The following is a 20,251-nucleotide window of genomic DNA, read 5'->3' on the forward strand; positions in this document are numbered from 1 at the left end:
CATATGTCAGCCGCCGGGGAGCGACAACGCGGTCCGCACCAAGGGATCTCCTGTGCTTCTCCAATCACGACAATGCCCCGGCCAAGGACTCCGGGGCCGCTCGGACGGCGTTCAGCCCATGACGGCACCTCGCTGACCAGCGATAACATGAGGCATAACCCCCTTTGTCCAATTCCACCCTCCGTGATCGGCGTGCCTGTTCCGGGCGTCCGGTCACCCCCACCCCCGGGAAGCCGAATGCATCAGGACCCCCAGAGGTACGTCGTCTTCGAGGTCGATCTCGAGCGCGAGGAGGCCCGCCGCCGCGCCGAGGCGGTCGCGGCGCTCGGCCCGCACTGGGATCCGGCCGCCGCGCTGCGGGACGAGGAGGCCGCGCACGACCTGCTCTACTCCGGTCTCGACGCGAAGCAGCAGGAGATCTACGACCGGCTGGTCTCGGCCGGTGTGCTGCCGCGACGGGAGCCCGGCCGTGCTGCCGATTGACCCCGGCGCCGACATCGCACGCCGCGCCTGGATCCCCTGCCCCCGGTGCCGTGACCACGAGGGCTGCGACGACTGCGGTGCCGGCCGTACGTGCACCGTCCACTGGCGCTACCTGCTCGCCAACCGAGGCCGCGTCCTGTACCTGCAGTGCCCGTCCTGCACCCACCTGTGGGAGCACGAGACGCCTCTCGGCGGCGACGCCGCGTAGCGCGGAAACCGGGCCCACGGGGCGATGCGCCCGCCCGTGGCCGGGAGATGACGGTCACCGTGCCGCTCGACGGCGACCGCGTCGCGGGCGTTCACCGCATCCCGATAACGCGAAAATTACTCATGTCCTCATGCGGTCAAAGGGGTATTCCTGACTCCCCGATTGCCTCAATGTGATCAGCGCGATCAGACGCGATTGAGGTGGGTCGGATGAGGCGTGTCCTGGCCGTCGTGTTCGCCGTCGTCCTCGTGGTGACGCTCTCCGCCGGTCGGGGCGGCGCCGCCACCTTCCCGGCCGGGCCGCCGGACGACCCCGACTACGCGCCCGCCGAGCAGGGCGGCGCCCTCACCTGCCTGACGACGGGGGCGCCCGGGGCCGAGCAGCACAACCTGTACTCCTTCATGCCCCGCTGTACGCCGGGCGCGAAGGACCCCGAGGGCGCGTCCGGCATGTCGGTCGACGCGGCCTGGCGGGACTACACCACCGGGTCGCCCGACACGGTGATCGCCTACGTCGAGGCGGGCATCAACTGGCACGGCTCGGACGTCGCCGACCTGGCGAACAAGGTCTACCTCAACACCGGCGAGCTGCCGAAGCCGCAGGGCTCCGCGTCCTACGACCGCGACGGCGACGGCGCGGTCACCGCCGCCGACTACAAGGACGACGACCGCGTCCACGACGCCAACGGGAACGGCCTCATCGACCCCGAGGACCTGATCGCCGCCTTCTCCGACGGCAAGGACGACGACGGCAACGGCTTCACCGACGACATCTCCGGCTGGGACTTCTACGACGACCAGAACGACCCGGCCACCTCCGACGGCACGTACGGGCACGCCAACGACCAGCTCAGGAAGGCCGGCGCGCAGACCGACAACGGAAAGCTCGGCGCGGGGATCTGCCCGAAGTGCCGGCTGATGCCGATCCGGGCCGGCCAGGAGGCGCTCGACCGCACCGACGACCTCACCGCGGCGTGGCTGTACGCGGGGCGCGCGGGCGCCAAGGTCATCGTGAGCACCACCGCCGACCTCGGCTACTCCTCCGCCATGCGCCGCGCCGTGGACAAGCTCTGGAACGACGGCGTGATCATGGTCGAGTCCAGCAACGACTTCGACTCGACCGACCACCAGGGCGGCATGTTCTGGCCCCACGTCATCCCCGGCAACGGGCTGGTGCCCAACACCGACGGCGTCACGGGCCCGCTCGCCAACGCGCTGACCACGACGTACCGCGAACGCTCCAACCTGACCTCCTTCGGCGCGCACGCGATGTTCTCGGTGGCCACCATGGGCGGCTCGACGTCGGAGTCGACGCCGACGACGGGCGGGCTGTTCGGCCTGCTGCTGTCGTACGGGGCGCAGGCCGCGGGAGAGAAGAAGATCGCCTGGCCGCTGAGCAACGGCGAGGCCGTGCAGGTGATGCGGGCGACCGCGAGCGACATCGCCGACACGAGCCTCGGCTGGCCGGGCCGGCCCGGCTGGGACAGCCAGTACGGATACGGCCGGCCGAACATCCACGCCGCCATGGCCGCGGTGGCGAAGGGCGACATCCCCCCGGTCGCCTCGATCGAGAGCCCGGACTGGTACTCCCTCTACGACCCCGAGACGACGGCGTCGGTGCCGGTCACCGGGCACGTGGAGGCGCGGCGGGCGTCGGGCTTCCGGTACGAACTGCAGTTCGCGCCCGGCCTCGACCCGGCGGAGGGCGACTTCGCCAAGGCCGGGTCGGGGGACGGCAGCGGCGTCTACGACGGCAGGGTCGGCACGCTCGACCTCTCCGGGCTGCCACGGTCCTTCTGGACGAAGGCCTACACGATGTCGGACGACAAGGCGCTGTCGTCCACCGAGCAGTACACGGTCACCCTCCGCCTGCGCGTCTGGGACGACCAGGGCCGGATGGGCGAGGAGCGGCGTACGATCGCGGTCCACCACGACGCGAGCCTGCGGGCCGGCTTCCCGCAGAAGTTCGGCATCGGCGGGGAGAGCCAGCCGGCGCTGGCGGACCTCCAGGGCACGGGCCGCCAGGCGATCGTGTTCGGCGACGCCGACGGCCGGGTGCACGCGATCGACGGCGTGAGCGGCAAGGAGCTGCCCGGCTGGCCCGCGTCCACGAACGCGAGCCCCGTGCGGATCCCCGGCTTCGACCCCGGCCACGAGCCGATCGTCGCGCCGGTCGCGGTCGGCGACCTGTTCCACGACGGACGGCAGGAGGTCGTGGCGACCAGCACCACCGGCCGTGCGTACGCCTTCGACTCCTCGGGAAAGACGCTGCCGGGCTGGCCGAAGACGCTCGACACGGGCGTGAGCAAGCCGGCCATCCCGCGGCCCTCGCTGCCCTACACCCGTCTGCCGCACCAGGGCGCGACGGCCTCCCCCGTCCTCGTCGACCTGGACGGCAAGCCCGGCCTGGAGGTCGTGCAGGCGGGCTGGGACGGGCACGTTCACGCCTGGCACGCGGACGGCGGTGCGGTGGCCGGCTGGCCGGTGAAGGTCGCCGACCCGCCGAAGCCCTCCTCGGGCGTCGCCATCGACGACGCGAAGCTGGACGCGACGCCGGCCGTGGCCGACCTCGACGGCGACCACAAGCCGGAGATCGTGGTGCGATCGCAGCACTCCGAGAGCCCCGGCGCGGGCATCCAGCTGCTCGGCGCGAACTACGTGTACGCCTACCACGCCGACGGTTCGCCGGTCGGCGGCTGGCCCGTACGGCTGCCGTCGATCATCACCTACTACGGCAGCGCGCAGGAGTTCATCACCGAGGCGGCGGGCAGCCCCGCCGTGGCCGACGTCGACGGCGACGGCAAGGACGAGGTGGCGGCCGGGCCGTCGTTCGCGGCCACCTTCCTGGTCGGCGGGGACGGCAAGGTGCGGAACGCCTACGGCCCGCTGAACAACCCGGCGCTCGGCCTGCTGAACGGCGACGAGAGCGTCATCCGGGCGCTGCTGGGCGGCAAGCTGCCCGCCGACGTGCCCGCCTCGTTCACCACCACCGGCGCGTTCGGGCGCTTCGGGGCGGCCGGGCGGCTGGGGTACGCCGAGTCGGGATCGGGCGCGGTGTCGCTGATCGCGGCGCTGCTGTACCCGGGCAGCGGCAGCCCGATCGGCAACTTCGAACGCGGCTACGACGCGGTCACCGGGCTACCGGTCCCCGGCTTCCCGCACGAGCGGGCGGGCCTGGACTTCCTGGGCGCGCCGCTGATCACCGACGTCACCGGCGACGGTAAGGCCGAGATCGTCGACGGCGGGGACACCTCGACCGTGCACGCCTTCACCTCCTCCGGTCAGGCCGCGGGCTTCCCCAAGTTCACCGGCGGCTGGACCCTGTTCTCCCCGGCGGCGGGCGACCTGGACGGGGACGGGAAGACCGACCTGGTCACCACGACCCGCGAGGGCTACCTGTTCGCCTGGAAGACCGACGGCAAGCCGGACGCCGAGTCGTGGGCCTACCACCACGACGAGTGGCGCACCGGCCGGTACGGCACCGACACCCGGCCGCCGGGTCTGCTGAAGGATCTCCAGCGCAGCGGCGCGACGGTCACCTTCACCGCGCCGGGCGACGACGGGTACACCGGCCGCGTGACGTCGTACCGCGTCACGGCCGACGGGACCACGACGACGGTCCCGGCGACCGTGGACGCGGGCGGCAGGCAGAGCGTGACCGTCCCGGCCGGCGCGCAGAAGATCACCGTCCAGGCCGTGGACGACGCGGGCGGTCTGAGCCTCCCGGCGAGCCCGTGAGCGTACGGCATGCCGATCTCGCCGCCGCGTCATGGACCCACGGCGGGCTCTCGGCGTCGACGCTCTCTAGTCGTCCGCCTGCGCGACGATGCTGGAGGCGATGTCGTCGACCACAGAGCCGGTCGCGTAGACCTCGATGGCGAGTTCGGTCTGACAGTCCTTCAACCACGCGAGCAGATTCGTCGCGTCGTTGACGTCGTACGACGGACGGTCGAAGACGATCCGTGCGCCACCGGCCGCACCGGGAACCCTGAGCGGCGCGTAGCCGGTGACGTTCGTGTCTCCCTCGCTGCGCCGTAGGTCGGCTTCCTTCGGGCAGTGGCTCATGGTGGAGTAGCCGGCCGTCATGACCGTCTCCCCGGAGGCGTCCCGCCAGTGATGGCCGCCGTTTCCATCCGTCTCCTCCCGCCACTCTCCCGGCACCGCGAAGGCGAAGTTCTTCCAGGAGACCGCCTTCATCCCTCCGGGGGGAGAGATCGTGGGAAACGGCGCGTCCTCGCCTCCCACGCGAAGCCCTGAGCAACCCGACGAGACCAGCGTGAGGACGGCGGTGGCGATCAGGAACCAGCGTCGCAAGATGAGATCCGATCTGAAGGCCGCGAAACGGATGTCAAAGGCGGGGATCCCCGGTGGCCGCTGCCGGCAGCCGGGATGCCCGCTCTGCCGGGGCGAACCACCGTACCGTCCGGGTTCGAGGGTGTCAGCCCGGTTCGCCGGGCCTCCCCTCTCGTCCCCGTTCCTGCCAGCGGAGATATCCTAAGTTAGTTAGGTTCGGTAACTAACGTTGGTCAGTGCAGGAGGCTCGGTGCCGGAACTCGCCCACCGCCGGCGAACACTCGTCCTGGCGATCTGCTGTATGAGCCTGTTCATCGTCGGGCTCGACAACACGATCGTCAACGTCGCTCTGCCCTCGCTCCAGCACGATCTCCACGCACCGGTCAACGGCCTGCAGTGGACGATCGACGCCTACACGCTGGTGCTGGCGAGTCTCCTGATGCTGGCCGGTTCCACCGGTGACCGGATCGGCCGCAAACGCACCTTCCAGACCGGCCTCGTCGTGTTCGTCGTCGGCTCGGCGCTCTGCGGCACGGCGCCGAGCCTGGGCTGGCTCGTGGCCTTCCGGGCGCTGCAGGCCGTCGGCGGGTCGATGCTCAACCCGATCGCCATGTCGATCATCACCAACACCTTCACCGAGCCGCGCGAACGCGCCCGCGCGATCGGCGTCTGGGGCGGCGTGAGCGGCGTGAGCATGGCGCTGGGCCCGATCGTCGGTGGTGTTCTCATCGACTCGGTCGGCTGGCGATCGATCTTCTGGATCAACGTGCCGGTCGGAGTGGCGGCTCTCGTGCTGACCGCCCTCTTCGTTCCGGAGTCCAAGGCGCCCCGGGCGCGCCGGCCCGACCCGATCGGACAGCTCCTCGTCATCGTCACGCTCGCGGCGCTGACCTACGCGATCATCGAGGGGCCGCACGCCGGCTGGACCTCAGGGAAGATCCTCGGTTTCTTCGGGCTCGCCGCGGCGGCGCTGGCCGGGCTCCTCGTGTACGAGCCCCGCCGCACCGATCCGCTGATCGAGTTGCGGTTCTTCCGCAGCGCGCCGTTCTCCGGCGCGACGGTGATCGCGGTCAGCGCGTTCGCGGGGCTGGGCGGTTTCCTCTTCCTCAACACCCTGTACCTGCAGGACGTGCGCGGTCTGTCCCCGCTCCTCGCCGGCCTGTACGTCCTGCCCATCGCGGCGATGACGATGGTGTTCGCCCCCGTGTCCGGCCGGCTCGTCGGCAGCCGGGGTCCGCGTCCCTCACTGGTCATCGCGGGCGTCTGCCTGACCGCCGGTGGTGTTCTGCTCACCGGCCTGACCACCGACACGTCCACCGGTCTGCTGATCACCGCGTACTTCGTCTTCGGCGCCGGGATGGCGATGGTCAACGCGCCGATCACCAACACGGCGATGTCCGGCATGCCCCGGGACCAGGCGGGCGTCGCCGCCGCGACGGCCTCCACGAGCCGCCAGGTCGGCCAGTCCCTCGGCGTCGCCCTCGCCGGTTCGCTGGTGAGTTCGGGGATCCATGGAGCGTTCCGATCGGGCTTCGCCTCGGCGAGTCACACCGGCTGGTGGCTCGTCACGGCGTACGGCCTCGTCGTGCTCGTGCTGGGCATGGTCACGACCGGACGGTGGGCCCGCGCCACCGCGGCACGTGCCGCCGGGCGGTTCTCCACCGACGACACGGCGCGGGTCGCCGCGGAACCGCTCGCGCGACGGTGACGGGGAACGGGCGGTGTGAAACCGCCGATGTCACGCCGTCCCGGCCGGGCCGGTGAGGGCGTCCTCCTCGGCCGGTGCCGCCGGTCTCCCGCCGGGAGCGGGACGGCGGCCGATGGCGAGCGCGAGCAGGGCGGTGGCCAGGCACAGGGCGGAGGTGGCCCAGAAGATGTCGGCGTACTCCGTGTGCAGGGCCGCCTTGACCGCGGCCAGATAGGCGGCGAGACGGCGGGCGAACTCCGTACGGCTCATCCCGATCGGCAGCGGCGTCGTCAGGTGCGCGGTCAGCGTCTGGAACCGGTGGAATCCCCACGCGCCCAGCGCCGCGACGCCGATCAGCATGCCCATCATGCGGGCCACCACGACCGCGGCCGACGCGATGCCGTGCTGCGCCGCGGCGACCGACCGCAGCGCCACCGACGACAGCGGCGCGATCACCAGCCCGAGCCCGAGCCCGGCGATCACCAGGTCGGCGTCCACCCGCGGGACGGTGAACAAGGGCAGGTCGTACCCCAGGCCCTGGGCGTGCAGCGGCCAGGCCGCGATCCGCGCGTAGCCGGCCGCCGCGACGAGCATTCCCGCGAAGATCAGCCAGCGCTCGCCGAGGCGGCGTGCCAGCAGGCCGCCGGCGACCGCGGCGACCGCCAGCGGCACGAGGAAGCGGGCCAGCAGGTACGCGCCGCCGGTGGCGTTCCGGCCGAAGAGCGTCTGGGCGACGAGTTGCACGTCGACCAGCGTGGTCATCAGCGCCGCGCCGGACAGCAGGCTGACGCCGAACGCGGCGAACAGGCCGCCGCGCCGGGCGCCGCGCAGGTCGAGCAGGCGCGTACGGGCCCGTGCCTCCCAGACGGCGAACGCCACGAGCACCACGATGCCGGCCGCCACGCACGGAAGACCCCAGGACGGCAGCGCACTGTGGTTCGGATCGGGGTTGTACAGGCCGGCGACGAGGAGGCCGAGCCCGGCCGCGAGCAGCGCGCCGCCGACGACGTCGATGCGGGTGCGGGCGGCGGGACGCCCGCCGGGCACCGTCCACTGCACGGCGACCATCGCGAGCAGCGCCACCGGGATGTTGATCCAGAAGATGCCGCGCCAGCCGGCCACCGCGGCCACCGCGGCACCGTACAGCGGGCCGAGCACGCTGCCCATCTCCTGCGCGGCGCCGACCCCGCCGAGCACGGCCGGACGGCGCTGCTCGTCCCACAGGTCGCCCGCGAGGGCCATCGTGATCGGCAGCAGCGCTCCCCCGGCGAGCCCCTGCAGCGCCCGGCCGGTGATCAGCGTCGGCATCGAACCGGCCAGCGCCGTGACCGCCGACCCGGCCGCGAACCCGGCCAGGCAGGCCTGGATCATGATCCGGCGGCCGAACCGGTCCGAGAGCAGGCCGAGCAGCGGCATCCCGGCCACGTAGCCGAGCAGGAACGCCGTGACGACCAGGCTGGCGCGCTCGATGTGGTTCACCGGCACGCCGAGGTCGCCGACCATGGTCACCAGGACGGTGACCACGACGTACGCGTCGATGGCGGCGAGGAGCACCACCACGCCGCCCACGCCGATCGCGACGCGCCGCGCTCCGTGCCCCTCGGCGTTCACTTGGCCGGCGCGCTGATCGGGAACGGCTTGCCGAAGTCGGCGAACGTGATCGTCACCTTGCCCGGCTTACCGCCGCTCTTCGCGGGAACCTCCACCTCGGCCTTGAGCACGTGCTTGTCGGCGGTGGAGACCCAGATGTCGGCGGGCGCGTCGGCGTTCATGCCGGGCACGAGCCGGCTGAGCGCGGCGCGGGCCAGCGTCGCGTGGACGCGATAGCACTCCTGGCCCGCCACCTTGTCCTTGCCCTTGGTCTCGGCGTTCTTGGCGGTGAGCAGCAGCTGCACCAGCCCGCGGTCGGGGTCGAGGATGGCGGACGGATCATAGATCCCGGCCACCTTGGACAGCGGCTCCTTCTGCCATCCGCCGGTCAGCCCCTTGAAGTGAACGGTCTCGCCGATCAGGACGAAGTCGAGCTGGATCGGCATCCCCAGCTCGCTCACCTGCACCGACCCCTGGGAGTTGCCGTTCTTCAGCAGCTTGGCGTCGACGCTCTTGACGTTGACGTTCGGGTCGCCGCTCGTACGCAGGGTGAAGCTGAGACTGGTGACTCCGCGCAGGACGTTCGCCGCCTGCTGGAGCAACGGCCCGCCGGGCGGGTTCTTGTCCGAACCGCCCCCGCCCGAGCAGCCGGCGGTGAGGACGATCGCGAGCACGGCGGCGAGCAGGCCGGTGAGTCTCGCCCGGGAAGACGACATACCGAGAACATAGCGCGGCGCCCCGGCGCGGGTAGCGAAGATCGCCTCAGGCCGGCCGCGCCGCACCGGCCGCCGGTACGGCGACGGCGGTCCCGCGCCTCGCCGTCCGGCGACCGGTCAAACGGCGAGTGCCCGTGGCCCGCGGCTCGGTCGCCGCAGCCGCAGATGAGTCTCAGCCGATCCGACGAGCGCGGTGGGGACGCCCGGCCGACCCGGGTCGACACCACGGCAACCCGCGCGTGACATCGAGGCCGTCGACCAGGCGCCCCACCAAGGCGGCGCAGGTCACCCGGCGTCCGCCGGGTCCGGGCGGTTCGCGGCGGCGCGCAGGCGGTCGGCCGCGCCCTCCGTGAGGGGCTCGCCGTGGCCGAAGCAGGCGATCTCCGCGTCGACCGCGGCCAGCCGCGCGAACGAGGCCGCGGCCCCGGCCCGGTCGGCGTTGAAGACGCCGAGGATGACCTCACCGTCCGGCGTGCGCGCCACGGCGTCGCCGGTGAACAGCACACCGGAGCCGGACAGGAAGAGCCCCAGGCTGCCGGGCGTGTGCCCGGCCGCGCCGACGACGTGCGCCCCTCCTCCGAAGTCGAGCACGTCACCGTCCCCGACCGGGCGGTCGACCCGTACGGGCGCGGGCGGGTCCGCGGGCAGCCCGGTGGTGACCCGCTCGTACAGCGGCCGTTCCCAGTCGAGCAGATCCGGCGGGGGCCCGGCCTGCTCGCGCTGGATGTAGGGGACGTCGTCCCGGTGGGCGACGACCTCGACCTCGCCCCAGCCGGCGATCTCGGCGGCGGAACCGACGTGGTCCTCGTGAAAGTGGGTCAGCACCAGCCGGCGCACGTCCTCGGGCCGGTGCCCGAGCTCGCGGATCGCGTCGGCGATCGCCGGCGCCGAGCCGGGAAGGCCGGAGTCGACGAGCGTGAGCCCCTCGGGCTCCGCCCAGAGGTAGACGTGCCCGACGGGGAAGCGGAGGAAGGTCAGTCTGGAAGTGAGCGTGACAAGGTCCATGTGCCGGACGTTAGATCGCCGGCCCCCGCTGGAGCCCGATCTACGCCCAGCGCGAATCCGCTCTGAGCTGAGAGACCGGTTCCGTCCCGCGCAGGATGGGGATGCGGCCGGCGGATGGTCGACCGCCCAGCGCGGTGTGTGCGGTCGTGATTGCAGGTAGCAGCCGGCGAGAGAGCGCTTGTCGTCGGCCCGTGGTCGTCGGCCCGTGGTCGTCGGCCGTCGGCTGCGGTCGTCGGCCGCGGTTGTCGGCCGCGGTTGTCGGCCGCGGTTGTCGGCCGCGGTTGTCGGTTGTCGGCCGTGCGGCCAAGACCGGGCTCGCTCCCTCCCTCGCCTGGGCGCCGTTCGCCGACGGGCGAGGGGTTTTGTTCCGGGCGGTCTCGGACGCATATGCGGTTCCGGTAGTGCCGGGACCACGGTGTGGCCTCATCGGGCCGGTCGTTCCGGCACCGTTCACCGGGCGGCGCCTGGTTAGATCTCGAAGATGACCGAGGACTCGGTGCGGCCCCGCGTGGAGCAGCCGACGCTCGACGATGTGGCACGGCTCGCCGGCGTGTCGCCCGCGACGGCCTCCCGCGTGCTCGGCAAGAGCACCCGAGCCGTACGCCCGGAGCTGCGGGAGAAGGTCCTCGACGCCGCGGCCCGCCTGTCGTACACCGCGAACCCGCACGCCCGCGCGCTGGCGCGCAGCGCCTCCGACATCGTCGGGCTCCTGGTGCACGATATCGCCGACCCGTACTTCTCCTCGATCGCCGCGGGCGTGACGCGGGTCGCCGAGGAACAGGGCGCGCTCATCGTCCTCGGCACCACGCTCCGCGACCCCGAACGCGAGATCGAGTACGCCGCGACGCTGCGGGCGCAGCGGGCCCGCGCCATCGTGCTCGTCGGCAGCCGTACCACCGACCGGCGGACGACGTCGCGGCTCGCCGCCGAGCTGGCGGCGTTCCGGTCCGCGGGCGGCCGGGTGGCGTGCGTCGGCCAGGACGGGCTGGAGGTCCCGACCGTACGCCCGGACAACCGGGCGGGCGCCGACCGTCTCGCCCGCGCGCTGACGGGACTCGGGCACCGCCGTTTCGCGGTGCTGTGCGGGCCGCCCGACCTGGTGACCGCGCGGGAGCGCCTCGACGGCTTCCGCGCCGGGCTCGCCGCGTCGGGCGGTACGACCTGCGCCGTGGTCGAGGGGGCGTTCACGCGGGACGGCGGGTACGCGTCCGCGCTGGAGCTGGTCCGGCACGGCATCGAGGCGACCTGCGTGTTCGCGGTGAACGACGTCATGGCGGTCGGCGCGATGGCAGCGCTGCGGGAACGGGCCGTCGGCGTGCCGGACGACCTGTCGGTGGCGGGGTTCGACGACATCGCCACGCTGCGCGACACGATCCCGGCGCTGACGACCGTACGGCTGCCGCTGGAGGAGATGGGCGAACGGGCGGCACGCCTCGCCCTCGCAGCGGACCCGCCGGAGGACGGCGAGCCGATGCGCGTTCCGGTGTCGGGCGAGGTCATCCTGCGCGAAAGCACGCGCCGACTGGACTGAGCCGGCGCATCGCCGGGTGCACCGGGCGATGCGTACTCACGCCCTCTCCGCGCCGGCGAGGGCTCCAGCACCCGCCCGCCTGGCCACCAGGCCTGCCCAGTCCACGGGGCTACCAGGTCTACCCGGCTGACTGGCCTGTCTGATCCGCCCACCGGCGCCTCGGTACGTGCGGTGTGCGGGGTGTGCCGGTGCCGGAGACGGCGCGGGCCCGGCGGACGGGGGCTTACTCCGGCTGCACCGAGCGTAGGTGCTCGCTTGCCTGGCGCACTTCGGAGACGTCGGACCAGCGCGTCGACATGCCGAGGATGTCGGCGATGTGGGCGTTCACCCGGGCCGAGGACACCATCGGGGCGATGCGGGCCAGGACCGCCATGTGCTCCGCGGCCATCAGCGGCTCCGACGCCGCCAGCGCCGCCTCGGCCTGCCACGCCTTGTAGGCCACCAGCAGGAGGGGGGAGCATTGCCCGCTGAGCGCGACGGCCTCGGCGATCGCCGCGTGCGCGTCGGGGTACGCCCGCATGCGGGCCAGTGCGACGCCGACGTTCCCCTTCATGTCGGCCTTCTCGTACGGGGACAGTCCCTCGGTGTCGCCGAGTTCGGCCAGGCGGTGGCGGGCCGCGCGCTCCCGGCCGCCGACCAGCGCGAGTGAACGCGCCATCCGGAGCTTCAGCCACGCGCGTTGTGACGGGGACAGGTCGGGCAGCGCCAGACCCTGTCGCGCGTACATGATCCCTCGGTCGCCGTGACCGCGGTCGATGCTGATGCGGCTCAGCGCGCTGCAGGCGGCGGCCTGGCCGTTGACGTCGCCTGCGCGCCGCGCGAGCTCGAAGGCGAACGACCCGGCGCGCTCGGCCACGTCGTACCGCCGGGCGTCATAAAAGATCCGCGCGGCCTCGCAGGCCAGATCGGACGCCGCGGACTGAAGTTTGCGATCTTTGCCGGAGATCACAAATCCGACTTTCTTCAGATGTCGCAGCGCAGTAGAGGAAACCGGGATACCGCCCTGTGCATATCGATCTTGGGCGAGCCGCTCGGCGAGCGTCCGCACATATTCCGGGTCCTGATATGGCGCGGTTTTTGGGGATGGCACGAAGGCGATCGAACCGACCGCCGAGACGAAATGTCTACGTTTCACGGTATCGTTCTCCGTTTTGGGGGTTATGCGAACTTCCCAGCCGATGCGGTCGAGAAGTCGCTGCACCTTGGCGATACCGCTGTCTTTCACACCGCGCGATGTCTGCGAGACCCACGACTGCGACACGCCCAGTTCGGCGGCGAGCTCCACCTGCGACCATCCGTGCCGAGTCATGATCGCTTTTAGGGCGTTGGGAAGAACGTCGGCGTCCATGCGGTCACCGTATGACCGCCGGAACTTGCGGCGCTACCGAAATCGCATTACCTCGTGCATGCTCTCCATTACAGGACATCGGCATCCCGGCCACAAAGGTCGCCGGGAGATGGAGTTATGCCCCAATGACCAATTGCGACGTTCATCTACTTGCCGAGAAACTCGCCGACGACTGCACGAAGGCAGGCCTGGAGGCCGAAGTGCTGGCGCCGACCCGGGTCCGCGTCGGCGCCCCCGGTGGCCACGCCCGCCTGATCGACACGGTCCGCTGCATGCCCGTCCCGCACGGCGACGAGGGCCTGATGTGGTGGTGGTCCTGGGGCGAGCCGATCGGCCCCGCGGCGCACATCCCGGACGCGGTCCGCGTCATCTCCCGAGTCCTGTCCCCTCGTGCCGGCATTCCGGAGGAGGTGCTCGACGCGCGGGGCCGGGTGGTCTCGGAGGTGCCGCACACGGCGCGGGGGCCGCACGCGGCGCGGACGGTGGCGGCGGAGGCCGGTGACGTCCCGCCCTCCCACGCCGGCGGCACGTCGGACCCGGCCACCCCGTACCGGGCCCACCCCGACGTCCTCTGACGATCCACGGGCGCGCCGTGCCGGGCGGGCGCCTCCGCCACAATGGCGCCGGCCGACCCCACGTTTCGGCCGTACGCGCGGTGTGACCCGGCCGGCCGGGTCACCCGCTCAGCGAACGCCCTTGCCAGGGAGGACGACGATCGCGCCGCCCACCGGGCGCCGCGCCGTCGCGTCGGACGGAATGTCGACGAGCCGCACCGCCCCGACCCGGCCATCGCTCGCCCGCGCCCACACGCTCGACCAGATCCCGGAGGCGGCCGAGTCCAGCCGGTCCCGCCGGCCCGGCGGCAAGCTCATGCTCGTCCTGTGACCGTTTTACCGGCCTGATCAGGCGAGACGACCTGCGGGAACGGCTTGCCAGGCCGCCGGAGCGGACGGCGCCCTCCGGGCCGACGCGGTCCTCGCGACGGCGGCCGGCGCCCGAATCCGTCCCCTACAGGGCGTTCAGCGCCGGGACGAGGCGCCGTTCCTCGCGGTCGAAGTGCGCCTCGATCTCCTTCGCCAGCCCGCGCAACTCGCCCAGCACCTCCCCCGGCGACGCGGCGCGCGCCAGCGTCTCCTCGAACCGCGACCGGATGCCCGCCAGCACCGCGTGTTCCTCGGCGAACTCCGCGAGCACGGGTTCCAGGCCCGGATACCGCTGCGCGAGACGGGGAAAGCCCCGGCCCGCCTCGTTGCCGTGGTGGGCGTGCACGTCGGCGCAGAAGGACAGGCAGCGCGAGCGCAGCCCCGCGGCGAGGTCGCCGGGCGGCGACGCCGCGGGACGGCCCGCCGCGAGGTCCTCCACGGCGGCGAGGATCCCGGCCAGTTCCTCGCGCATGCCGCGGTGGATGGCGACGAGTTCGTCCCCCAGCGCGCGGGCACGCTGGTCGCGGTACAGCGCGACGACCGGGATCACCCGGCTCGTGCCGGCCTGGTACTCGGCGAAGACGGGAGCGATCGCGGCCTGGCGCGCGTAGAGCGCGTCGCGTTCGGCGCCCTCGAGCGGCTGGGCCGTCGCGGCGTACGTCTCCTCGCCGGACTCGACGGTGACTCCGGGGTTCGCCAGCAGGTTGTGGTACCAGGCGGGATGGGCCGGGGCACCCGCGTTGGAGGCGAAGACCACGACGCGCCCGCCGTCGTGCAGGCAGGTGACCGGAGTGGTGTGACGCCGGCCGGTACGGGCGCCGACCGTGGTCAGCAGGACGAGGGGCGTGCCCTCGAACGGGCCGCCGACCGCGCCGCGGTTCGCCCGGAACTCTTCGATGATCTTCTGATTCCAGTCCGACATGGGCCGATAGCCTCCGAGGCGATGACGACAACGCATATTTGCTTTACAAGCAAAGCTATTTTGGAGATCAAGGTATGTCAACGGGGCTGAGTGTCGACGAGGGCATCCGTACGCTGCTCCTGCTGATGCCGCGCCTGGTCGGCCGCGCCAAGCGCACGCCGGTGCCCGAGCGCCTGAGGTCGCTGGACCTGGCGCCGCGGCACCTGTCGCTGCTGTCCTACCTGCTCTTCGACGGGCCGCAGAGCGTCAACGAACTCGCCGCGCGGCTGGAGGTGGCGCCGACCACGGTGAGCCTCATGGTCGGTGAGCTGAGCCGCAAGGGCGTGGTCGAACGCCGCGAGGACGAGGCCGACCGCCGCCGGACGATCGTGAGCATCGCCGACGACAGCCGTACGTCCGTCGACGCGTGGCTCGCCAACGGCGCGCGCGCCTGGCGCACGGCGCTCGAACCCCTCACCGACGAGCAGCGGGCGATGTTCGTCGCGACCCTGCGCGCGTACGAGGAGGCGGCGGCCGGCCGCTGATCCCGCGGGCCGGTGAGACGCCCTCAGACCAGATCGGGGCGCTTCCACTCCTCTCCCAGGACGTGCTGGGCGAGGAAGGCGAACACGGTCTCGTACCAGACCGTGGCGTTGCCGGGCGTGAGGATCCAGTGGTTCTCGTCCGGGTAGTAGAGGAACTTCGCCTCCACGTCGTGCCGGACCAGGTCCCCCCACAGCCGCAGGGCATTGTGGATCGGCACCCGGTAGTCGCGGTCGCCGTGGATGAGGAGCATCGGCGTGCGGATGTTCGCGACGTGCCGCGCCGGATCGTTGGCGGCCCACCGCTCGGGCCGTTCGGCCGGGTCGCCGAACTCCCGGATGAAGTAGTGCGCCTCGTCGGAGGTCAGGAAGGTGTCCACCGGCCAGGCGCTCGCGTGCGTGACGAGCGCCTTGAAGCGGTCGGTGTGGCCGGCGATCCAGTTGGCCATGTATCCGCCGTACGAACCGCCCATGACGCCGGTGCGGTCGGCGTCGACGTCGTCTCGGGCGACCGTGGCGTCGGTGATCCTCATCAGGTCGTCGTACGCGGGCTCCGCCCAGCAGCCCTGCGCGCGGCGGATGAAGTCCTGTCCGTAGCCGAGCGACAGCGCGGGATCGGGCAGCAGGACGGCGTACCCGCGCGCGGCCATCAGCCACCAGTTCCACCGCCACGCCCAGGGGCTCCAGCTGGCGTACGGCCCACCGTGCGGCCACAGCAGCAGCGGCGCCGGCGACGCGGCGGACGCGCCGTCCGGCAGCACGAGCCAGCCGCGGAGCGGTGTGCCGTCGGCGGCCGTCGTCGTGACCTCGGTGAGGGTGCCGGGCAGCTCCGGCGCGTCGCAGAGCGGCAGCCGCTCCGGCTCCCACGCCGGGCCGGTCGTGTCCAGCCGGACCGGGGCCTGCGGCGCGTCGATCGCCGACCGCACCGCGTAGACGTGCCGGCCGTCCGGGGAGACGTCCACGAGGTCGTACGCGCCGTCGTCGCCGCTCAGCCGCGTGACCTCACCCGTGGCGACCTCCACGCGGAAGACCGGCGCACGCCCCTGGTCGTACGCGGCGCAGTAGACGAAGCGCCCGTCCGGCGACCAGATCGCGTCGTACGGCCACCGGTCGAAGTCCGGCGTCAGGTCGCGGCCCTCGCCGCCGTCGATCGGCACGATCCACAGCGTCTCGTCGGGCGGTTCGCTCAGGTTGTTGTGGCGTTCGCGCACGCAGACCACGTGGCGGCCGTCCGGTGAGACGACCGGGCGGACGAAGTCGAAGCCGTCGGCGCCGGCGAGCCGGCGCCGCTCCCCCGTCGCCGTGTCGATCGCGACGAGCTCGGAGCGGCGCCGGCCGCGTGGAAGCGTCAGCCACCATCCGGTGACGACCGTCGCGCCGTCCGGGGCGACCGCGAAGTCCTGCCCGGCCAGCGCGTGTCCCGGCTCCGGCGTGAGGTCGCGCGGCGCCTCGAGCCCGGACCCGTCCGGCGCGGGCGGCGCCGCCGCGAACAGCCGTCGCTCACCGGGGCCCAGGTGATGGTCCCAGTCGCGGATCGGGAAGCCCTCATGCAGGATGGCGGTGACGCCGGCCGCCTTACGGCGCTCGGCACGCTCGTCGTCGCCACCGGGCAGCACCGGCGCCGCGAACACCACGGTGCCGCTGTCGCGTGCGACGGCGAAGTCCTCGATGCCGCCGGGGTGGTCCGCGACCTTCCACGGCTCGCCGCCCTCGGCGGGCAGCAGCCACAGCCGCTGGAGCTCCTCATCGCCGGCACCGCCGGCATCCGTACGGGCGGAGGTGAACAGCAGGGACCCGTCGGGCAGGAACACCGGGTGCCCCTCCCCCGCCTCCGAGCGCGTCAGCCGCCGCGGTCCGGCCACGCCCTCCGGGTCGACCTCCCACAGCGCCGTCCGGTACTTCTTGCCGTCGGACGCCAGGGCCCGCACGACGGCGACGAGACGCCGCCCATCTGCCGACAGCCGCAGGGTGAGCACCCTCGGCAGCGCCATGTACTCATCGAGATCGTGAAACGGCGTCACATCGTCTCCCTCGTCCGTGGCTGTGGCCGAGCGTACCGAGGACGCCTATCAGACGGCTCTGACGCCGCTACGCACGGGCGTCCGGCCGCCGCCGAGCACACCGGCGCCGGCCGGAGCGGTGCTAGGCGGTGGTCTCCCACGAGGCGGGGGCGATCACCCAGAGGACCTCGGCGGGCTCGTCCGGGTCCGGGTTGCGCCATGTGTGGGGTTCGCGGCCGGAGAAGGTCATCGTGTCGCCCGTCTCCAGCACTTCCGCCGACCGGGAGAACACCAGCTCCAGCCGGCCGCGCACCACGTGGACGACCTCCACCTCGCAGTCGAGGGTGTAGAGCTCTTCACCGCCCGTGCCGCCGGGGTCGATGACCGAACGCACGAGCTGGAGCCGCCCCTGGCCGCGCGGCGTCAGCAGGCGCTCGTCCGCGCCCGGGCCGGCGAGCTGGATGTACGGGGCCTCCGCCGCGCGTACGACGTCGGTCTTGGGGGTGACGAACAGCTCCCCGACCGGCAGGGACAGGGCGGCGCACACGGTGACCAGGGTCGACACGCTCGGCGAGGTCATGTCGCGCTCGATCCGGCTGATGAACCCCTTGGTCAGGCCCGTGCTCCGCGCCACCTGGTCGATCGTCAGGCCCTGCCGCCGCCGGGCGTCGCGCAGGCGGGCCCCGATGCGCAGCTCCTGCTGGCCGGCGGCGATCGGCACTGATCTCATGAGCTCTCTTCGTCGGGGCGGCCCGGTGCGGACGGCGGGTGGTCGCGGCGGGTGGTCGCGGACGGCGAGCCGCGGCCCACGGCGCGCCGGAGGACGATCGTCTCACGGTCGCCGATGGTCGGGGTGATGTTTCTTGGTAGGAAACCAAAGTTGCCCTACAGTTATCTCATCAGCCCTCCCCCGGTCCGTGGAAGGAGCCGCCGTGCGCGTTCGCCGCATCGTCGACCTGTCGGTGCCGCTGTCGGCGTCCACCCAGGTCTACCCGGGGGATCCGGTGCCGCGGATCGAGCCCGCGGCCACCATCGAGGCGGACGGCTTCAACCTGCTGAGCCTGCGGCTCGGCTCCCAGACCGGCACGCACGTCGACGCCCCGTACCACTTCCGCGCGGACGGCGCCCGCATCGACGAGATGGACCTGTCGCTCTTCGCCGGCGAAGGTGCCGTCATCGACGTCACCGGCCTGGCGCCGCGGGCCCGCATCACCTGGGAGTCGATCGCCCCGGCGGCCGGGCGGCTGGGGCCCGGCGTGATCGCGCTGCTGCACACCGGATGGCCGGACCGGTACGGAACGCCGGCCTACTTCGACCATCCGTTCCTCGACGCGGACGCCTGCCGCCGGATGCTCGGCCTCGGCGTACGGACCTTCCTGCTCGACTTCCCCAACATCGACGAGACCCCGGACGCCGCGCATCCCGGTGAGGGCTTCCCCGCCCACCGCCTGATCGCGGCGGCGGGCGGCGTGATCGGGGAGAACCTGCGCGGCTTCGAGCAGATCGACTTCACGCCGTTCGTCTCGTGTCTCCCGCTGCGCCTCGCGGGCGCCGACGGCGCGCCCGTACGCGCCGTCGCCATGGACCTTGCCCCTCCCGCCCGATGAGCGCGCCACGTCCGGCGTAGCCTCGGCACTATCGACCGATCGGAGTGTCATGACCGGTATTGAGCAGCGTCGCATTCTCAACACGGCGATTCCCGGCCCGCGTTCGGCCGCGCTGCAGGCACGCAAGAACGCCGCGGTCTCCGCCGGCGTCTCGACCGGGCTGCCGGTCTACGTCGAGCGGGCCGGCGGCGGCATCCTGGTCGACGTCGACGGCAACCAGCTGATCGACTTCGGTTCCGGCATCGCCGTGACCACGGTGGGCAACGCCGCGCCCCGCGTGGTCGAACGGGTCCAGGCCCAGGCCGCCGACTTCACCCACACCTGTTTCATGGTCACGCCGTACGCGGAGTACGTCGAGGTGGCCGAGGCCCTGGCCGAGCTGACGCCGGGCGACCACGAGAAGCGCTCGGCGCTGTTCAACTCCGGCGCCGAGGCGGTGGAGAACGCCGTGAAGATCGCGCGCTCGGCCACCGGGCGGCAGGCCGTCGTCGCCTTCGACCACGCCTACCACGGCCGGACCAACCTGACGATGAGCCTCACCGCGAAGAACATGCCCTACAAGCACCGCTTCGGGCCGTTCGCCGGTGAGATCTACCGCGTGCCGATGGCCTACCCGTACCGCTGGCCGACCGGTCCGGACAACTGCGCCGAAGAGGCGTTCGCGCAGTTCGCCGCCCAGGTGCACGCCCAGGTCGGCGAGGAGAACACCGCCGCGGTCATCATCGAGCCGATCCAGGGCGAGGGCGGTTTCGTCGTGCCGCCGGACGGCTTCCTCACGCGTGTGGCGGACTGGTGCCGCGACAACGGCGTGCTGCTGATCGCCGACGAGATCCAGACCGGCTTCTGCCGTACCGGCGACTGGTTCGCCTGCGACCACGAGGGCGTGGTGCCCGACCTGATCACCACGGCGAAGGGCATCGCCGGCGGCCTGCCGCTCGCCGCCGTGACCGGGCGGGCCGAGATCATGGACGCCGTCCACCCCGGCGGCCTGGGCGGCACCTACGGCGGCAACCCGGTGGCCTGCGCGGCGGCGCTCGGCGCGATCGAGACGATGAAGGCCGAGGACCTTCCCGGGCGCGCCCGTGCCGTGGAGGCGCTCTTCGTGCCCCGGCTGCACGAGATGGCCGCCAAGTACGCCCCGATCGGCGACGTACGCGGCCGCGGCGCGATGCTCGCGGTCGAGCTGGTGTCGGACCCGGTCGCCAAGACCCCGGACCCGGCGCTCACGGCCGCGGTGAACAAGGCCTGTCACGCCGGGGGCCTCGTCACGCTGACCGCCGGCACGTACGGCAACGTCCTGCGGTTCCTCCCGCCGCTGTCCTCGCCCGACCACCTGCTCACCGAAGGCCTGGACATCCTCGAGGGCGCCTTCGCGGCGTCCGTCTGAGCCATCCGCCCCCGACTCAAGCGAGGTTCTC

18 protein-coding genes are annotated in these 20,251 nt (G+C 72.4%); 9 read left to right on the forward strand and 9 right to left on the reverse strand.

From position 1 onward, the window contains the following. The first annotated feature begins 237 nt into the window (after positions 1 to 237). From OG417_RS31335 to OG417_RS31345, 3 genes are all read left to right on the forward strand, one after another. Positions 238 to 483, forward strand: coding sequence for a DUF6400 family protein (locus tag OG417_RS31335; RefSeq protein WP_329236184.1), 246 nt, complete (start codon positions 238 to 240; stop codon positions 481 to 483). Beyond that, complete coding sequence (locus tag OG417_RS31340) at positions 470 to 691, forward strand: hypothetical protein (protein WP_329236186.1); 222 nt, start codon at positions 470 to 472, stop codon at positions 689 to 691. The genes OG417_RS31335 and OG417_RS31340 overlap by 14 nt, the downstream gene beginning before the upstream one ends. Before the next feature lie 209 nt (positions 692 to 900). Continuing rightward, entirely contained in the window at positions 901 to 4,428 is a 3,528-nt protein-coding gene (locus OG417_RS31345) for an FG-GAP-like repeat-containing protein (RefSeq protein ID WP_329236188.1), read from the forward strand. A gap of 66 nt (positions 4,429 to 4,494) precedes the next feature. Here OG417_RS31345 and OG417_RS31350 read toward each other — a convergent pair whose 3' ends face one another. Further along, positions 4,495 to 5,004: a hypothetical protein gene (locus tag OG417_RS31350; protein WP_329236190.1), complete on the reverse strand. Its 510-nt coding sequence runs from the start codon at positions 5,002 to 5,004 to the stop codon at positions 4,495 to 4,497. 229 nt (positions 5,005 to 5,233) lie between these two features. Here OG417_RS31350 and OG417_RS31355 point away from each other — a divergent pair, with 229 nt between their 5' ends. Continuing rightward, entirely contained in the window at positions 5,234 to 6,691 is a 1,458-nt protein-coding gene (locus tag OG417_RS31355) for an MFS transporter (protein ID WP_329236192.1), read from the forward strand. 30 nt (positions 6,692 to 6,721) lie between these two features. Here OG417_RS31355 and OG417_RS31360 read toward each other — a convergent pair whose 3' ends face one another. From OG417_RS31360 to OG417_RS31370, 3 genes are all read right to left on the reverse strand, one after another. After that, positions 6,722 to 8,281, reverse strand: a complete 1,560-nt coding sequence (locus OG417_RS31360) for an MFS transporter (protein WP_329236194.1) — start codon at positions 8,279 to 8,281, stop codon at positions 6,722 to 6,724. After that, positions 8,278 to 8,976, reverse strand: coding sequence for an LppX_LprAFG lipoprotein (locus OG417_RS31365; protein WP_329236196.1), 699 nt, complete (start codon positions 8,974 to 8,976; stop codon positions 8,278 to 8,280). Before OG417_RS31365 ends, OG417_RS31360 begins: the two co-directional genes overlap by 4 nt. A 285-nt stretch (positions 8,977 to 9,261) precedes the next feature. Continuing rightward, on the reverse strand, positions 9,262 to 9,981 hold the full coding sequence (locus tag OG417_RS31370) for an MBL fold metallo-hydrolase (RefSeq protein WP_329236198.1): 720 nt from the start codon (positions 9,979 to 9,981) through the stop codon (positions 9,262 to 9,264). 481 nt (positions 9,982 to 10,462) lie between these two features. Here OG417_RS31370 and OG417_RS31375 point away from each other — a divergent pair, with 481 nt between their 5' ends. Further along, on the forward strand, positions 10,463 to 11,512 hold the full coding sequence (locus tag OG417_RS31375; RefSeq protein WP_329236200.1) for a LacI family DNA-binding transcriptional regulator: 1,050 nt from the start codon (positions 10,463 to 10,465) through the stop codon (positions 11,510 to 11,512). 223 nt (positions 11,513 to 11,735) lie between these two features. Here the strand turns inward: OG417_RS31375 and OG417_RS31380 are convergent, their stop codons facing one another. Then, complete coding sequence (locus tag OG417_RS31380) at positions 11,736 to 12,860, reverse strand: helix-turn-helix domain-containing protein (RefSeq protein ID WP_329236202.1); 1,125 nt, start codon at positions 12,858 to 12,860, stop codon at positions 11,736 to 11,738. 125 nt (positions 12,861 to 12,985) lie between these two features. Here OG417_RS31380 and OG417_RS31385 point away from each other — a divergent pair, with 125 nt between their 5' ends. Further along, entirely contained in the window at positions 12,986 to 13,435 is a 450-nt protein-coding gene (locus tag OG417_RS31385) for a hypothetical protein (protein ID WP_329236204.1), read from the forward strand. A gap of 108 nt (positions 13,436 to 13,543) precedes the next feature. Here OG417_RS31385 and OG417_RS31390 read toward each other — a convergent pair whose 3' ends face one another. Beyond that, positions 13,544 to 13,732 carry a hypothetical protein gene (locus OG417_RS31390; protein WP_329236206.1) on the reverse strand — a complete coding sequence of 63 codons (189 nt, stop codon included), beginning with the start codon at positions 13,730 to 13,732 and terminating at the stop codon, positions 13,544 to 13,546. Positions 13,733 to 13,868: 136 nt separating this feature from the next. After that, on the reverse strand, positions 13,869 to 14,705 hold the full coding sequence (locus OG417_RS31395; RefSeq protein WP_329236208.1) for a nitroreductase/quinone reductase family protein: 837 nt from the start codon (positions 14,703 to 14,705) through the stop codon (positions 13,869 to 13,871). Between the two features lie 74 nt (positions 14,706 to 14,779). On the opposite strand from OG417_RS31395, the gene OG417_RS31400 reads away from it, so the two are divergent. Further along, complete coding sequence (locus OG417_RS31400; RefSeq protein WP_329236210.1) at positions 14,780 to 15,229, forward strand: MarR family winged helix-turn-helix transcriptional regulator; 450 nt, start codon at positions 14,780 to 14,782, stop codon at positions 15,227 to 15,229. Between the two features lie 23 nt (positions 15,230 to 15,252). Here the strand turns inward: OG417_RS31400 and OG417_RS31405 are convergent, their stop codons facing one another. Both OG417_RS31405 and OG417_RS31410 read right to left on the reverse strand, forming a co-directional pair. Beyond that, positions 15,253 to 17,217 carry a S9 family peptidase gene (locus tag OG417_RS31405; RefSeq protein WP_329262758.1) on the reverse strand — a complete coding sequence of 655 codons (1,965 nt, stop codon included), beginning with the start codon at positions 17,215 to 17,217 and terminating at the stop codon, positions 15,253 to 15,255. 151 nt (positions 17,218 to 17,368) lie between these two features. Further along, positions 17,369 to 17,956, reverse strand: coding sequence for a helix-turn-helix domain-containing protein (locus tag OG417_RS31410; protein ID WP_329236212.1), 588 nt, complete (start codon positions 17,954 to 17,956; stop codon positions 17,369 to 17,371). Positions 17,957 to 18,158: 202 nt separating this feature from the next. On the opposite strand from OG417_RS31410, the gene OG417_RS31415 reads away from it, so the two are divergent. Next, the gene (locus tag OG417_RS31415; RefSeq protein WP_329236214.1) at positions 18,159 to 18,833 is read left to right on the forward strand and encodes a cyclase family protein; all 675 of its coding nucleotides are present in this window, start codon (positions 18,159 to 18,161) and stop codon (positions 18,831 to 18,833) included. 49 nt (positions 18,834 to 18,882) lie between these two features. Beyond that, a complete protein-coding gene (gabT, locus tag OG417_RS31420) occupies positions 18,883 to 20,220 on the forward strand; it encodes a 4-aminobutyrate--2-oxoglutarate transaminase (protein WP_329236216.1) in 1,338 nt (445 codons plus the stop codon). Positions 20,221 to 20,251 lie beyond the last annotated feature (31 nt).

It is taken from the genome of Actinoallomurus sp. NBC_01490 (assembly GCF_036227085.1).
GTDB classification, from domain to species: Bacteria; Actinomycetota; Actinomycetes; order Streptosporangiales; family Streptosporangiaceae; genus Actinoallomurus; species Actinoallomurus oryzae.

Bases quoted from the DNA above. Each gene is read 5' to 3' on its own strand.
- OG417_RS31335 (WP_329236184.1), top strand. From the start codon at position 238: ATGCATCAGGACCCCCAGAGGTACGTCGTCTTCGAGGTCGATCTCGAG.
- OG417_RS31345 (WP_329236188.1), top strand. From the start codon at position 901: ATGAGGCGTGTCCTGGCCGTCGTGTTCGCCGTCGTCCTCGTGGTGACG.
- OG417_RS31365 (WP_329236196.1), bottom strand. From the start codon at position 8,976: ATGTCGTCTTCCCGGGCGAGACTCACCGGCCTGCTCGCCGCCGTGCTC.
- OG417_RS31370 (WP_329236198.1), bottom strand. From the start codon at position 9,981: ATGGACCTTGTCACGCTCACTTCCAGACTGACCTTCCTCCGCTTCCCC.
- OG417_RS31375 (WP_329236200.1), top strand. From the start codon at position 10,463: ATGACCGAGGACTCGGTGCGGCCCCGCGTGGAGCAGCCGACGCTCGAC.
- OG417_RS31380 (WP_329236202.1), bottom strand. From the start codon at position 12,860: ATGGACGCCGACGTTCTTCCCAACGCCCTAAAAGCGATCATGACTCGG.
- OG417_RS31385 (WP_329236204.1), top strand. From the start codon at position 12,986: ATGACCAATTGCGACGTTCATCTACTTGCCGAGAAACTCGCCGACGAC.
- OG417_RS31390 (WP_329236206.1), bottom strand. From the start codon at position 13,732: ATGAGCTTGCCGCCGGGCCGGCGGGACCGGCTGGACTCGGCCGCCTCC.
- OG417_RS31395 (WP_329236208.1), bottom strand. From the start codon at position 14,705: ATGTCGGACTGGAATCAGAAGATCATCGAAGAGTTCCGGGCGAACCGC.
- OG417_RS31400 (WP_329236210.1), top strand. From the start codon at position 14,780: ATGTCAACGGGGCTGAGTGTCGACGAGGGCATCCGTACGCTGCTCCTG.
- OG417_RS31405 (WP_329262758.1), bottom strand. From the start codon at position 17,217: ATGGCGCTGCCGAGGGTGCTCACCCTGCGGCTGTCGGCAGATGGGCGG.
- OG417_RS31410 (WP_329236212.1), bottom strand. From the start codon at position 17,956: ATGAGATCAGTGCCGATCGCCGCCGGCCAGCAGGAGCTGCGCATCGGG.
- gabT (WP_329236216.1), top strand. From the start codon at position 18,883: ATGACCGGTATTGAGCAGCGTCGCATTCTCAACACGGCGATTCCCGGC.